Below are 12,390 nucleotides of genomic sequence, written 5' to 3'. Positions count from 1 at the left end.
CCCCCGAAAAAAATGTGGTGCAACCCCGTGGTGTGCATCCCCGTTGTACTGATCGTGAGCACGTCACGTTAGCAGCGGCCGCATGGCGGCAATCGCTTACCCGGCGTAGCGTCTCGTGTAAGAGCGGTGAAGATGGCCGCTCCCAACGGGACGGCCGCCGTCCGGACCCCTTCCGTGACCGGTACGACGGCCGTCACTAGGTCGCACAGCCCGCGCCTAGGCGCCGCGCGCCGTCCCGGTGCCCTTCTCCGCGTCCAATGCATACACGCACCGGTCCTTGCTGCACGCGTACACGACCCCGTCCTTCACCACCGGCGACCCGGTGATCTCCCCGCCGGTCGCCAGCTTCCACCGCAGCCGCCCGTCGTCGGCCTTCAGCGTGTACAGCAGGTGATCCGTCGACCCGAAGTGGATCCGCCCCTCCGCCACGGCCGGCGCCCCCACGATGTCGCCGCCCGCCTGGAAACGCCACTTAGGCGTCCCGGTGACCGCGTCCAGGGTGTACAGCCCCTTGCCGCTGCCGACGTGCACATGACCGGCAGCCACCAGAACCGGCTCGATCGAGGCACGGGACTCCGTGGCGATGCGCCAGCGGTCACGGCCGTCGGTGGCGTCCAGGGCGTAGACGGTGCCGAGGTAGTCGGCGAGGTACACGCCGCCGCCGGTCACCGCCGGGCCCGGCACGAAGGCCGGCGGACACAGGAAGACCGCCGGGGCCTCGAAGTGCCAGCGGACGTGACCGCTCGCCACGTCCAGCGCGAGGACGCGCGTCCCGGCCGAGACGTACACGAACCCGTCCGGCGCCTGCGCCACCCGCACCGGCACCCCGCCGCAGGAGGCCGCGTCGCCGATGGGGTACGACCAGCGCTCGTCACCGGTGCGGGCGTCCAGGGCGCGCAGCCGGGCGTCCTGCCAGACGTACACCGTGCCCTCGTGGAGCACCGGGCCCGCCTCGGGCGACTCGAAGTCGGTCTGCGACCCGGTGATCTCCCACAGCTTCTGCCCGTTCGAGGCCTCCCAGGCCTGGACGCCGCCGCCGCGGGTGCCGGTGACGACCGTGCCCCGCTCGGCCTTGAGGGAGTACACCCAGGCGTCCGTCTGCAGACGCCACAGGTCCGCGCCCTCCCTGCTCTCCAGGGCGAACAGCGTCGGGCCGTCGGAGGCGTGGATACGGCCGTCCGCGACCGCCATCGACCAGGCCACGTCCCGCGTCTTGAAGCGGCGCCGGCCCGTGGCCACGTCCAGGGCGTGCACCTCGAAGGAGGTGACGTAGACGAGGTCGTCGGCGACGGAGGGGGTGCCCCAGACGTCGTTCGACATGCGGAAACGCCAGGGGCGCCAGCCGGCCGCCGTCTCCGGGGGCGCGGGCGGCGCGGCCGGTACGGCGGGGCCCACGGCGGGATCCGTGCCGTTGACGCCGGGGCGGGGCTTGGACCAGGAGGCGACCAGGCCGGCCTCCGGCGCGGGCGCCTGCAGGGCGGAGGCGCGGGCGTCGGCGACGCGCGGGCCGGGGCCGATGGGCACGGCCGCGCCGGCCAGGCGGACGGGGCCGGTGTCGGGAGCGCCGACCGGGACGGGCGCGGGCTGCGGCGCCGGGACCACGGGGTCGTGCGGGGGCGGGGGCGGGACCGGCGCGGGGGCGGGTCCTGGGGCAGGGGCGATGCGCCCGCCGCTGCGGCCGGCGGACGACGAGGGCTTCGTCGCCGGGCGGCCGCCGCGCCGCGCCTCGATCAGGCTGACGGCCCGCTCGGGCAGCCACGCCGACGCCGTACCGCTGTCGTCGGAGCCGGAGCCGAAGAGGTGCGGGGCCAGCTGGGCCTGCAGGTCGGCGGGGTTGGGGCGGGCGGTCGGGTCCATCTGCATACAGGACTCGATGAGCGGGCGCAGCTCGTCCGGGAGGCCTTCGAGGTCCGGGCCCTCGCGCAGCAGCATGAAGACGGTCTCGACCGGGTTGGCGCCGTGGAAGGGCGGGTGTCCGGTGGCGGCGAACACCAGCATCGAGCCGAGCGAGAAGACGTCGCTGGCGCCGGTGACGCTGCGGGAGTCCTTCGCCTGCTCCGGGGACATGTAGGCGGGGGTGCCGACGGCGACGTTGGTCATGGTCAGCCGCGTGTTCGAGACACCGGAGGCGATACCGAAGTCGATCACCCGGGGGCCGTCCTCGACGACGAGGACGTTGGAGGGCTTGAGGTCGCGGTGGACGAGCCCCGCGCCGTGGATGGACTGCAGGGCCTCCGCCACGCCCGCCGCCAGCCAGCGCACCGCCTGGGCCGGGAGCGGCCCGCACTCGTTCACTATCTCCTCGAGGGAGGGCGCGGGGACGTACGCGGTGGCCAGCCACGGCACGGCGGCGCGCGGGTCGGCGTCGACGACGGCCGCCGTGTAGAAACCGGAGACCGCGCGGGCCGCCTCCACCTCGCGCGTGAAGCGGACCCGGAACAGCTGGTCCTCGGCGAGCTCGGTCCGGACCGTCTTGATCGCCACGCGCCGGCCCGAAGCCGAGCGCGCGAGATAGACCAGCCCCATGCCGCCGGCGCCCAGCCGTCCGAGCACCTCGAACGGCCCGATCCTGCGCGGATCGTGCTGAGTCAGCTGATCCACCACTCTGCCTGCCACCTCCCCGTACGGGCCCCGTCACCCACATATGTACGCGACCCCGTGCAGCGTCTCACCACCGCACCGCCTTGGCGGCACGCACCCCGATTCTTCCTGTCCGAGGGCGTGGTTGCGAACCCGAGGGCGGAACGGGGTGTCTTGGGACAAAACCACACTCTGGCGTCCGCGGAAAGCGCCGGCTCGCATAGTGGGACACCAGAGGGGCCCCTGAGGCAGAAGCAAGAGTGCCGTCAGTCTTCCGGCGCCGCCGCCCGGCGCTCCAGGACCGCGAAGGACGCCCCCTGATCGTCGGTGACGACGGCGACCGTTCCGTACGACGTTTCGAAGGGCGGCACCTGCACCCGCCCGCCGAGCCGGTTCACCGTGCCGAGTACGGCCTCGCACTCCGCCACGCGGAAGTGGACGAGGAAGTGGGGCGGCATGACCGCCGGAAAGCGCTCCGCGACGGCCGCGCGCCCGAAGTCCGGCTTCGCGTCCGGTCCGAACAGGGCGTCGTGGAAGAGACCGCCGTAGAAGGTGTTGGCGACCTCGGTGTCCCGGGCGTACAGCTCGGCCCAGCCGAAGGTGCCGACCTCGTGCCGGCGCCCGAAGCCCCGGTGCTCGCCCGCCTGCCAGAGCCCGAAGACGGCACCCTCGGGGTCGGTGACCAGCGCGACCTTCCCCAGCCCGTCCCCCACGTCCACGGGCGCGGTGACGACCTGCCCCCCGGCCTCGCGGATCCGCCGGACCAGCGCTTCCGCGTCCGGAGTGGCGAAGAACACCGTCCACACCGTGGGCATCCGCCCGTCCGTCTTGCGTGAGAGCGAGGCGACGGGCTCGCCGTCCAGCCGGGCCAGCACGGTGGTGTCGAACGCCTCCTCGAAATCCCACCCGAAGAGCTCACCGTAGAAGCGCTTGCCCGCCTCCACGTCGGGAAGCTGCGCGTCCACCCAGCACGGGACGCCCTCTCCGTATCCCGTTCCGTCTGCGGATGCCCTGTTTTCGGCCATGCCGCCAAAGTAACGGCCTCTCCCGCAACCCGCAGACCAGGCACACCAGCCTCTCGATCCCCGTGCACCCCATTTGCAGTCGGCCGAATCGCGCCTCGATCACGCCTCGGTAAGCTGACGGCATGACAGGACAAGTGCGTACCGTCGACGGCCGTGTGGCCGGCCGGCGTGGGCAGGCGACCCGGCAGAAGCTGCTCGACTGCCTCAGCGAGATGCTCAGCTCCTCCCCCTACCGGGACGTCAAAGTCATCGATGTCGCCCGGAAGGCGGGCACTTCACCCGCGACCTTCTACCAGTACTTCCCGGACGTCGAGGGCGCCGTCCTGGAGATCGCCGAGCAAATGGCCACCGAGGGCGCGGGATTGACCGAGCTCGTGGAGGGCCGCAGCTGGGTCGGCAAGGCCGGCTGGCAGACCGCGCAGGAACTCGTGGACGGATTCCTGGAGTTCTGGCGCAAGAACGACGCGATCCTCAGGGTCGTCGACCTCGGCGCGTCCGAGGGCGACAAGCGCTTCTACAAGATCCGCATGAAGATCCTGAACTCCGTCAACAACTCCCTTGCGGACGCGGTCGCCCAGCTGCAGTCCAAGGGCAAGGTCGACAAGGACGTCAACCCGGCCGCGGTCGCGGGTTCGCTCGTCGCGATGCTCGCGGCAGTGGCCTCGCACCAGAAGGGTTTCCAGACATGGGGCGTCAAGCAGGCTGAACTCAAGCCGAACCTGGCACTGTTGGTGCACCTGGGCGTGACGGGCAAGAAGCCGACCAAGTAACGCCCGGCGGCCGACGCTCCCTTATAGGCCCTCTTTACCGACCCAAGTCCTGTCTCGCAGGCGGTGGTTCACACGAGTGGACCACCGCCGTTTGCGTGTGCCGGTGTCTCGTGTCAGGCGGGGAGCGGCCGGGCCTTCACCACATGTTTCATCACCAGCGTCGACGTCAGCCGCTGCACCCCCGGCAGCGTGGCCAGCCGCTCGTCGTACAGTCGCTGGAAGGCCGCGAGGTCGGCCGTCGCCACCCGCAGCAGGTAGTCCGGCTCCCCGAAGAGCCGCTCGGCCTCCAGTACGTGCGGGATGTCGGCCAGCGCCCGCTCGAACTCGGCGACCGTGTCCCGGTCCTCCTGCCGCATGGACACGAAGACCAGCGCCTCGAAGGTCAGCCCGACGGCGGCCGGGTCCACGACGGCCCGGTACCCGCTGATGGCACCGGCCCGCTCCAGCTCCCGCAGCCGCCGGTGGCACGGCGAGACGCTGAGCCGCACCCGCGCGGCCAGCTCGGTCACGGTCAGCCGCCCGTCCTGCTGGAGCTCGGCAAGAATCTGTCTGTCCACGTCGTCCATGAGACAGATCTTCCCCCACAACCGCCGATCATGGGCAAACTTCGACAACACTTTCGGGCCATTCCCGCCTAATGTCGCCACCATGGACTCCGGGCTCCTCATTTCCTTCCTCGCCATCGACCTGCTGCTCGTCTGCGTACCGGGCGCCGACTGGGCGTACGCGATCTCCGCCGGACTGCGCGACCGCTCTCCGGTGACGGCGGTGGCGGGCCTGGTCACGGGGTACGCGCTGCACACGGTCCTCGCCGTGGCCGGTCTGGCCGTGCTGGTGGCAAGCAAGCCGGGTCTGCTCACCGCGCTGACGGCCGCGGGCGCCGCGTACCTGGTGTGGCTGGGCTGGGGGGTGCTGCGCCGGCCGGGCACGCCGGGGGCGGCCGAGGAGACCGTGGCCGCGAGCCCGGCCCGCGCCTTTCTGCGGGGTGCCACGATCAGCGGGCTCAACCCCAAGGGCCTGCTGCTCTACCTCTCCGTGCTGCCGCAGTTCCTGGTGACGAAGGGCGACCACCTGCCGGTCCCCGTCCAGACCGCCGTCCTCGGACTGCTCCACATGGCGTGCTGCGCCGCCGTCTATCTGACGGTGGGCCTCGCGGCCCGCGCGGTCCTCGGCGCCCGCCCGGCAGCGGCGCGGGCGGTCGCGCGCACGTCGGGGGCGGCGATGCTGGGGATCGGCGCGTTCCTGCTCGTACAGCGCCTGGCCACGCTGTGACCTGCGCCGGCCACGCTATGACCTGCGTACGATCCTGAAGAGCCGGATCTCCCGCTCCACCCGCGCCTGATACGTCGCGTACGGCGGCCAGAAGGCCAGCACCGCCTTCCACACGGCCGCCCGCTCCTCCCCCTCCAGCAGCCGGGCCGTGACGCGGATGTCCCGGCCCTTCCAGCTGACCTCGGCATCCGGGTGGGCCAGCAGGTTCGCGGTCCAGGCGGGGTGGCCGGTGCGGCCGAAGTTGGAGCCGATGAGGATCCAGCTGCGGCCGTTCTCCTCGGGCATGCAGGCGAGCGGCGTACGGCGGGGCAGGCCGCTGCGGGCGCCGGTCGAGGTGAGGATCACGCCCGGCAGCATCTGCGCGCTGAGCAGCACCTTTCCGCGCGTGAGGCGGTGCACGGCACGGTCGAGCGCGGGGATGACATGGGGGGCGACCTTGGCGAAGCCCCGTGTCGAGGACACCTTCTGCACCACGCGTGCGCCGATCACACCGCCACCTCCCGCTCCGCGGACGTCTCGAAGAGCCGGACCGTGTCGGCGGCGTGTGCCCGTAGGCGGTGGACGGGGCCGAAGAGGAGGTCGTCACCGGCGGCCCGTTTGAAGTACAGGTGAGCCTCGTGTTCCCAGGTGAAACCTATGCCGCCGTGTAGCTGGATGCCTTCGGCGGAGGCCGTGCGGAGCGCTTCCAGCGATTGAGCGAGGGCCAGGCGCGCCTCTGGGGCTGCCGCTGTGTGTTGTCGGGCGTCTGCGGGTGCGCTGTGGCTGGTCGCGCCCCGCGGCGGAGCCGCATATTGATACAGCCCCGCGCCCCTATGGGGCGTTGCAGCCCAGGCTGCGTAATAGGCCGCCGACCTTGCTGCTTGGACTGCCACGTATACGTCTGCCAGCCGGTGCTTCACCGCCTGAAAGGAGCCGATCGGGCGGCCGAACTGTTCCCGCTGCCTGACGTACTCCACAGTCCGCTCCAGTGCCCGGTCGGCGGCTCCCACTGCCTCGCAGGCGAGGGCTGCGGCGACCGTGGTCCCCGCCGCGGCCAGGGCACCCAGCACATCCGCACCGTCCTCCTCACCCAGCAACTCGGCCTCCACGTCCCGCAGTTGCACCCGCCCCCGCGGCCGCGTGGCGTCCAGCGCGGTCTGGCGTTCCCGTACGACCCCCGCCGCGTCCCCCGCCACCAGGAACAGCAGCGTCCGCGACCGGGCGAACCCCCCGGCGTGCGCGGCGACCACCAGGAGGCCCGCGCTGTGACCGTCCAGGACCTGGTCGACCTGCCCGTACAGCCGCCAGCCGCCAGCCGCGTGCCGCGCCTGCACGCCCCCGGCGCGTCCACCGCCGGCCCAGTCCCCACTGTTGTCGCCGGTGAGCCCGAGGGCGACGGAGAGGGCGGTGCCGGGGACGGCGAGGGCGGCGGTGAGGGTGCCGGAGGCGAGGCGGGGCAGTAGGGCGGCGCGCTGGGGCTCGGTGCCGAGGGCGGTGATCAGCGGTGCGGTGAGGACGGCGGTGGCGAGGAGCGGGGTGGGGGCCAGCGTCCGCCCCACCTCCTCGCAGGCGAGGGCGAGTTCGGTCGCCGAGCAGCCGACACCGCCGTATGCCTCGGGGAGGGCGAGCCCGGGCAGGCCGAGCTGCTCGGCGAGGGCGGTCCACAGGGTGGGGTCGTGTCCGGCGGGGGTGTCGAGGGCGGCGCGCAGTTCGCGGGGGCCGCAGCGGCTGCGGAGCAGCTCGCGGAGGGTACGGCGGATCTCGTCCTGCTCGGGGGTGAAGCTGGCGTCCATGGACTCTGCCCTCCGACTCTTCCCTCCAGATCTGACGGACCGTCATATTAGGAGGGCCGCAATGAGATGCACAGAGGTTGGAGGCCCCTCATGACTGCCGGGAGCCGGAAAGTCGCCGTGGTCGGCGTGGCCCTCTCCGACTGCGGTCGGGTGGACGACGTGACCCCGTACGCCCTGCACGCCCAGGCGGCCCGCCGCGCCCTGGCCGACGCGGGGCTGGGCCGAGAGGCGGTGGACGGCTTCGCCTCCGCCGGGCTCGGCACCCTGGCCCCCGTCGAGGTGGCCGAGTACCTGGGCCTGCGCCCCACCTGGGTCGACTCCACCTCCGTCGGCGGCTCCACCTGGGAGGTCATGGCGGCCCACGCGGCCGACGCGATAGCGGCAGGGCATGCGAACGCCGTCCTGCTGGTCTACGGCTCGACCGCCCGGGCCGACATCAAGGCGGGCCGGCGGACCGGCAACCTGTCCTTCGGCTCCCGCGGCCCGCTCCAGTTCGAGGTCCCCTACGGCCACACGCTCATCGCCAAGTACGCCATGGCCGCCCGCCGCCACATGATCGAACACGGCACGACGATCGAGCAGTTGGCGGAGGTGGCGGTCCAGGCGAGGGCGAACGCCGCCCTGAACCCCGAGGCCATGTTCCGCGACCCGATCACGGTCGACGACGTGCTGAGCGGGCCGGTGATCGCCGACCCCTTCACCAAGCTGCACTGCTGCATCCGCTCCGACGGCGGGGCGGCGGTGCTGCTGGCCGCCGAGGAGTTCGTACGGGACTGCCGTACGGCACCCGTGTGGGTGCTCGGCACCGGCGAGCACGTCTCGCACGCCGCGATGTCCGAGTGGCCCGACTTCACGACGGGCCCGGCGGCGGTGAGCGGGCGGCTCGCCTTCGAGCGGGCCGGGGTGCGGCCGGAGGAGATCGACTTCGCGGAGATCTACGACGCCTTCACCTACATGACGCTGGTGACCCTGGAGGACCTCGGCTTCTGCGGGAAGGGCGAGGGCGGGGCGTTCGTGGAGAAGGGGCGGCTGCTGGTGCGCGGCGGGGAGCTGCCGGTCAACACGGACGGGGGCGGGCTGTCCGCCCAACACCCCGGGATGCGAGGGCTGTTCCTGATCGTGGAGGCCGTACGGCAGCTGCGGGGCGAGGGCGGGGAGCGGCAAGTGCGGGGGCGGGGCGGGGAGTTGCCGCGGTTGGGGGTGGCTTCGGCGACCGGGGGATGGTTCTGCTCGTCGGGGACGTTGGTACTGGGCAGGGATTGAGACTGTCGAGAGCACATCGGAGGAAACAGGCATGGCCCTGACCCGCGAAGAGCGTGAACAGTTCCTGTCCGAGCCCCATATCGCCGCGCTGGCGGTCGACGCGGGCGCGGGGCGCGCTCCGCTGACCGTGCCCATCTGGTACCAGTACGAGCCCGGCGGCGACGTATGGATCATGACCGGTCTGGACTCCCGCAAGAACCAGCTGATCCAGGAGGCGGGCCGGTTCTCCCTGATGGTCGACCGGCTGGAACCCACCATCCGGTACGTGTCGGTCGAGGGACCGGTCATCAAGACGGTCCCCGCCACCCTGGAACAGCTCCGCGAGATCTCGGCCCGTTACCTCCCGGCCGACAAGGTCGACGGCTATGTCGACTTCGCCTGGAAGAACCACGGTGAGCAGGTCGTCGTCCATCTGCGGCCCGAGCGGTGGGTGTCGTCCGACCTGGGGCAGGTGTGAGCGGGCGCCGCACGTGACAATCGGGGCATGGGAACCGATCTTCATGAGTTGCTGAGGTCGCTGCGGGTGTGGGACCCGGCGGTCACCGAGTTGCCGGGCCTCGACCCGGCCACCGCGCCCGCCGACCCGCTCGCCCTCTTCACGACCTGGTTCGCGCAGGCGGTCGCGGCAGGGCAGGTGGAACCGCACACCATGTCCCTGGCCACGGCCGACGAGGAGGGCCTGCCGGACGTACGGACGGTGATGCTGCACGGCGCCGACGCGTCCGGCTGGTCCTTCGCGACGCATGTGGGCAGCCGCAAGGGCCGCCAGCTCACCGCCCGCCCGTACGCGGCCCTCGGCTTCTACTGGGCGGCCCAGGGCCGTCAGGTGCGGGTGAGGGGGCCGGTGACGGCGGCCCCGTCCACCGAGTCCCAGGCCGACCTGCACGCCCGCTCGACCGGCGCCCTGGCCGCCGCGCTGACCGGCCGCCAGAGCGAAGTCCTGTCCTCGCTGGAGGAGCTGCGGCGGGAGTCACAGGCGTCCTGGGACCGGGCCCAGCGCGAGCCGGACGCCCCCGTCCCCTCCTGGACCCTGTACCGCCTGCGCCCCGACGAGGTGGAGTTCTTCCAGGGCGACGCCGCGCGACGGCACGTACGGCTCGTCTACCGCCGTACGGAGGCGGGGTGGGCCAAGGAGCTGCTCTGGCCCTGAGCACCTGGGGCCAACCCCCGGCCCGATACGGCGGTGAGCCCCATGGCGCCCGCCCTCCCCCTGACGGCGACGCCCTGACGTACCAGTCCTGGTCGTTCGCCACGGAGGACGGGCGCCGTCAGGCCACGGTGGCGCTCACGCCCGACTTCCGCAGCGACCTCGACGACGCTGTGGACACGCTGTTGGACCGGGCCTTCTGCGGCTGACGATCCCGGAAGCGCCGATCACTGGAGCGACTGTCGCCGGAGCGCCGATCACTGGAAGCTCCGGCTCCTCCGGAAGCCCCGATTACCGGAAGCCCCGGCTTCCCCGGAAGTCGTACGCCGCGAAGTCGGCCACCGCCCGATATCCGATGCGCTGGTAGAGGCCGTTGCTCGTCGGGTTGGCCAGGTCGGTGAAGAGCAGCACCTCGCGGACGCCGGAGGTGAGCGCGGCGCGGCTGACCGCTGCCGTGACCGCGCCCGCGTAGCCGCGTCCGCGCAGACGGGCCGGGGTGTAGACCGGGGCGACCCGGACCTGGCCGGCGACCACGGGGGTCACGCCGGCCATGGAGACGGGGGTGCCGTCCTCGCTCTCCCAGAAGGTGACGCCTCCGTAGGCGATCCGCGAGTCGGCCCAGCCGGCGGCGTTGCGGGCGGCGTGGTCACCGACGGCCTCGACGAACTCGTGGTACCAGCTCTTCAGTTGCTCCCGGTCCTCCTTGCCCGCGGGGCGGGCGCGACCCGCCGGGAGAGGCTGCGGAACGGTCAAGTTGCCTAGCCGGTACAGGCGTTGACGCTGGCTGACGATGCCCCGGCCGCCCGCGTGCCGACGCCAGGCGGCGGCGAAGGCCTCGGCGGTCTCGCGGGTCGCGATGACGCCGGGGACCGAGTGGCCGAGGGCGACCAGGTGGGCGGCGAGCGCGTCGGCCTGGTCGGCGGTCAGGGGGGTGACGTTCAGCCGGTGGGGCGGGGTGCGGAAGTAGACGGCCCGCACCTGTCCACCCAGCTCCAGCACACCGAAGACGGGCGCCTCGTCGCCGTACACGCGCAGCCCGCTCGTGCGCAGCGTCTCGGTCACCGTCAGGGCGACGGTGTGCAGGTCGGGCCGTGAGCGCAGGAAGCCTCCGGCGTGGGTGAGGAAGCCGGTGAGGTCCTGGGTGCAGTACCAGTCGTCCGGGCGCATACCTCATGATCCCGCGCCTGCGCGGAGGTTGTGCACCGTTTGCCGCCGTGGACACGAAGCCGATACAGGTCCCCGGTGCCGGGCGGGGGTTGGCCGGCGCCGGGTTGGCGGGCGCCGGGTTAGGCGGGCGCCGGGTTCGCGACCCCGCGGCCCTGCGGCCCAGCAGCGCTAAAGGTTGACGTCCGGGTCCGGGTCCGGATCCGGATCCGCCGCCAGCCGGGCGTGCAGATGCATGTCCCGGTACGCGTCGTGCCGCCCCGCCTCCCACATCGCGCCCCGCAGGGTCCCCTCGTACCGGAAGCCGCACCGCTCGGCGATGCGGCAGGAGGAGTCGTGGCCGACGGCGTGGTCGAGTTCGAGGCGGTGCAGGCCCAGGCCGCCGCCCGGCTCGGTGAGGGCCCAGCGGGCGGTGAGCGCGAGCGCGCGGGTGGCCACGCGCCGGCCGCGGGCCTCGGGGAGCACCCAGTAGCCGACGCGCCCGTAACCCATGAGCGAGTTGATGACATTGACGCCGATGTGGCCGAGGAGCGCACCGGTCGCCGCGTCGGTGACGCAGTACGCCGCCGCAGTGCCGTCCGCCGAGCTCCGCACCGCGTCCCGCAGCGAGTCCCGGGCACTCTCGAGATCCGTCGTGATCTTCAGCGGGGTGTTCCAGCGCTGGAACTCCGGGTCGGTACGCCCCCGGAACCAGGCGTCGACGTCGGTGTCGGAGTCCGCGTCCCAGGGGCGCAGGCGCAGGCCGTGGCCGTGCAGGTCGGGGTGGGGATGGGCGGGGGGGCGTATGTCGGCATGGAGGTCGGCGTGAGTCATGCCGCCATTGAAACCTGCCTCGGTCACCTCGCAGGGCGGAACACCGGCACCCCGTCACGGAAGACGACCTCCAGGTACATCCCGGCCCGCAACCGCCCGGCGTCCGTGCACTCCACGACCTCGGTCATCATCCGCGGCCCCTCGACGAGGTCGACGACCGCGGCGACGTACGGCGTCCGCGCCCCGAAGGGCGGCAGGTCGTTGCGGTGGACGACGGACCAGGTGTAGAGGGTGGCGCGGCCGCTCGCCGACTGCCACGCCACGTCCTCGCTCCAGCAGTGGGGACAGAACTCGCGGGGGTAGTGGTGGGCGCGTCCGCAGGACCGGCACCGCCGGACGAGCAGCGTCCCTTCGGCCGCCGCGTCCCAGTAGGTACGCGTGAAGGCGTCGGGCTCGGGGACGTCGAAGCGCGGGCCGTCCGAGCGCGGATCGTCGGAGCGCGGATCGTCGGAGCGCGGATCGTCGGAGCGCGGATCGTCGGAGCGCGGATCGTCGGAGCGCGGATCGTCGGAGCGCGGGCCGTCCGAGCGCGGGTCGCCGGAGCGCGGGCCGTCCGAGCGCGGGCCGTCGAAGCGCGGGCCGTC

The 12,390-nt window shown here is 72.6% G+C and carries 13 protein-coding genes and 1 pseudogene; 6 read left to right on the top strand and 8 right to left on the bottom strand.

Features of this window, described 5'->3' with window-relative positions; all coding sequences use genetic code 11:
* Positions 1 to 216: 216 nt before the first annotated feature.
* Together afsK and kbpA are read right to left on the bottom strand one after the other, a co-directional pair.
* Entirely contained in the window at positions 217 to 2,604 is a 2,388-nt protein-coding gene (gene afsK / locus ACZ7L6_RS21720) for a protein serine/threonine kinase AfsK (RefSeq protein ID WP_471926261.1), read from the bottom strand.
* 242 nt (positions 2,605 to 2,846) lie between these two features.
* A complete protein-coding gene (gene kbpA, locus ACZ7L6_RS21715; RefSeq protein ID WP_471926259.1) occupies positions 2,847 to 3,605 on the bottom strand; it encodes an AfsK-binding protein KbpA in 759 nt (252 codons plus the stop codon).
* A 134-nt stretch (positions 3,606 to 3,739) separates the two neighbouring features.
* On the opposite strand from kbpA, the gene ACZ7L6_RS21710 reads away from it, so the two are divergent.
* Entirely contained in the window at positions 3,740 to 4,375 is a 636-nt protein-coding gene (locus tag ACZ7L6_RS21710) for a TetR family transcriptional regulator (protein WP_471926805.1), read from the top strand.
* Between the two features lie 113 nt (positions 4,376 to 4,488).
* Here ACZ7L6_RS21710 and ACZ7L6_RS21705 read toward each other — a convergent pair whose 3' ends face one another.
* Positions 4,489 to 4,941, bottom strand: a complete 453-nt coding sequence (locus tag ACZ7L6_RS21705) for an Lrp/AsnC family transcriptional regulator (protein ID WP_471926257.1) — start codon at positions 4,939 to 4,941, stop codon at positions 4,489 to 4,491.
* Positions 4,942 to 5,023: 82 nt separating this feature from the next.
* Here ACZ7L6_RS21705 and ACZ7L6_RS21700 point away from each other — a divergent pair, with 82 nt between their 5' ends.
* Positions 5,024 to 5,647 (top strand): LysE family translocator, encoded by a 624-nt coding sequence (locus tag ACZ7L6_RS21700; RefSeq protein ID WP_471926255.1) that lies wholly within the window; start codon positions 5,024 to 5,026, stop codon positions 5,645 to 5,647.
* Between the two features lie 15 nt (positions 5,648 to 5,662).
* Here the strand turns inward: ACZ7L6_RS21700 and ACZ7L6_RS21695 are convergent, their stop codons facing one another.
* Complete coding sequence (locus ACZ7L6_RS21695; protein WP_471926253.1) at positions 5,663 to 6,136, bottom strand: nitroreductase family deazaflavin-dependent oxidoreductase; 474 nt, start codon at positions 6,134 to 6,136, stop codon at positions 5,663 to 5,665.
* Positions 6,133 to 7,419 (bottom strand): acyl-CoA dehydrogenase family protein, encoded by a 1,287-nt coding sequence (locus ACZ7L6_RS21690; protein WP_471926251.1) that lies wholly within the window; start codon positions 7,417 to 7,419, stop codon positions 6,133 to 6,135. The genes ACZ7L6_RS21695 and ACZ7L6_RS21690 overlap by 4 nt, the downstream gene beginning before the upstream one ends.
* A 90-nt stretch (positions 7,420 to 7,509) precedes the next feature.
* On the opposite strand from ACZ7L6_RS21690, the gene ACZ7L6_RS21685 reads away from it, so the two are divergent.
* From ACZ7L6_RS21685 to ACZ7L6_RS21670, 4 genes are read left to right on the top strand one after another with little or no spacing between them, the layout of a single operon-like run.
* Positions 7,510 to 8,682, top strand: a complete 1,173-nt coding sequence (locus ACZ7L6_RS21685; protein ID WP_471926249.1) for a thiolase C-terminal domain-containing protein — start codon at positions 7,510 to 7,512, stop codon at positions 8,680 to 8,682.
* A 31-nt stretch (positions 8,683 to 8,713) separates the two neighbouring features.
* Positions 8,714 to 9,139 (top strand): pyridoxamine 5'-phosphate oxidase family protein, encoded by a 426-nt coding sequence (locus tag ACZ7L6_RS21680; protein ID WP_471926247.1) that lies wholly within the window; start codon positions 8,714 to 8,716, stop codon positions 9,137 to 9,139.
* 27 nt (positions 9,140 to 9,166) lie between these two features.
* A complete protein-coding gene (locus tag ACZ7L6_RS21675) occupies positions 9,167 to 9,832 on the top strand; it encodes a pyridoxine/pyridoxamine 5'-phosphate oxidase (protein WP_471926245.1) in 666 nt (221 codons plus the stop codon).
* Positions 9,805 to 10,038, top strand: coding sequence for a hypothetical protein (locus ACZ7L6_RS21670; protein ID WP_471926243.1), 234 nt, complete (start codon positions 9,805 to 9,807; stop codon positions 10,036 to 10,038). The genes ACZ7L6_RS21675 and ACZ7L6_RS21670 overlap by 28 nt, the downstream gene beginning before the upstream one ends.
* 82 nt (positions 10,039 to 10,120) lie before the next feature.
* Here ACZ7L6_RS21670 and ACZ7L6_RS21665 read toward each other — a convergent pair whose 3' ends face one another.
* The 3 genes and pseudogenes from ACZ7L6_RS21665 to ACZ7L6_RS21655 all read right to left on the bottom strand — a co-directional run.
* Positions 10,121 to 10,996, bottom strand: a complete 876-nt coding sequence (locus ACZ7L6_RS21665; RefSeq protein WP_471926241.1) for a GNAT family N-acetyltransferase — start codon at positions 10,994 to 10,996, stop codon at positions 10,121 to 10,123.
* 168 nt (positions 10,997 to 11,164) lie between these two features.
* Positions 11,165 to 11,806, bottom strand: coding sequence for a GNAT family N-acetyltransferase (locus ACZ7L6_RS21660; protein WP_471926239.1), 642 nt, complete (start codon positions 11,804 to 11,806; stop codon positions 11,165 to 11,167).
* A gap of 23 nt (positions 11,807 to 11,829) precedes the next feature.
* Positions 11,830 to 12,222: pseudogene (locus ACZ7L6_RS21655) on the bottom strand (Zn-ribbon domain-containing OB-fold protein); the annotation flags it as partial.
* Between the last annotated feature and the right edge of the window lie 168 nt (positions 12,223 to 12,390).

The sequence above is a fragment of the Streptomyces sp. NPDC107522 genome, assembly GCF_055657525.1.
Note: the sequence above shows the minus strand (reverse complement) of the source record. Positions and strands in the feature narration are given on the sequence as shown.

Excerpts from the sequence above, each read along its gene's own strand:
- ACZ7L6_RS21685 (WP_471926249.1), top strand. The coding sequence starts at position 7,510 with ATGACTGCCGGGAGCCGGAAAGTCGCCGTGGTCGGCGTGGCCCTCTCC.
- ACZ7L6_RS21700 (WP_471926255.1), top strand. The coding sequence starts at position 5,024 with ATGGACTCCGGGCTCCTCATTTCCTTCCTCGCCATCGACCTGCTGCTC.
- ACZ7L6_RS21665 (WP_471926241.1), bottom strand. The coding sequence starts at position 10,996 with ATGCGCCCGGACGACTGGTACTGCACCCAGGACCTCACCGGCTTCCTC.
- kbpA (WP_471926259.1), bottom strand. The coding sequence starts at position 3,605 with ATGGCCGAAAACAGGGCATCCGCAGACGGAACGGGATACGGAGAGGGC.
- ACZ7L6_RS21705 (WP_471926257.1), bottom strand. The coding sequence starts at position 4,941 with ATGGACGACGTGGACAGACAGATTCTTGCCGAGCTCCAGCAGGACGGG.
- ACZ7L6_RS21690 (WP_471926251.1), bottom strand. The coding sequence starts at position 7,419 with ATGGACGCCAGCTTCACCCCCGAGCAGGACGAGATCCGCCGTACCCTC.
- ACZ7L6_RS21680 (WP_471926247.1), top strand. The coding sequence starts at position 8,714 with ATGGCCCTGACCCGCGAAGAGCGTGAACAGTTCCTGTCCGAGCCCCAT.
- ACZ7L6_RS21675 (WP_471926245.1), top strand. The coding sequence starts at position 9,167 with ATGGGAACCGATCTTCATGAGTTGCTGAGGTCGCTGCGGGTGTGGGAC.
- ACZ7L6_RS21660 (WP_471926239.1), bottom strand. The coding sequence starts at position 11,806 with ATGACTCACGCCGACCTCCATGCCGACATACGCCCCCCCGCCCATCCC.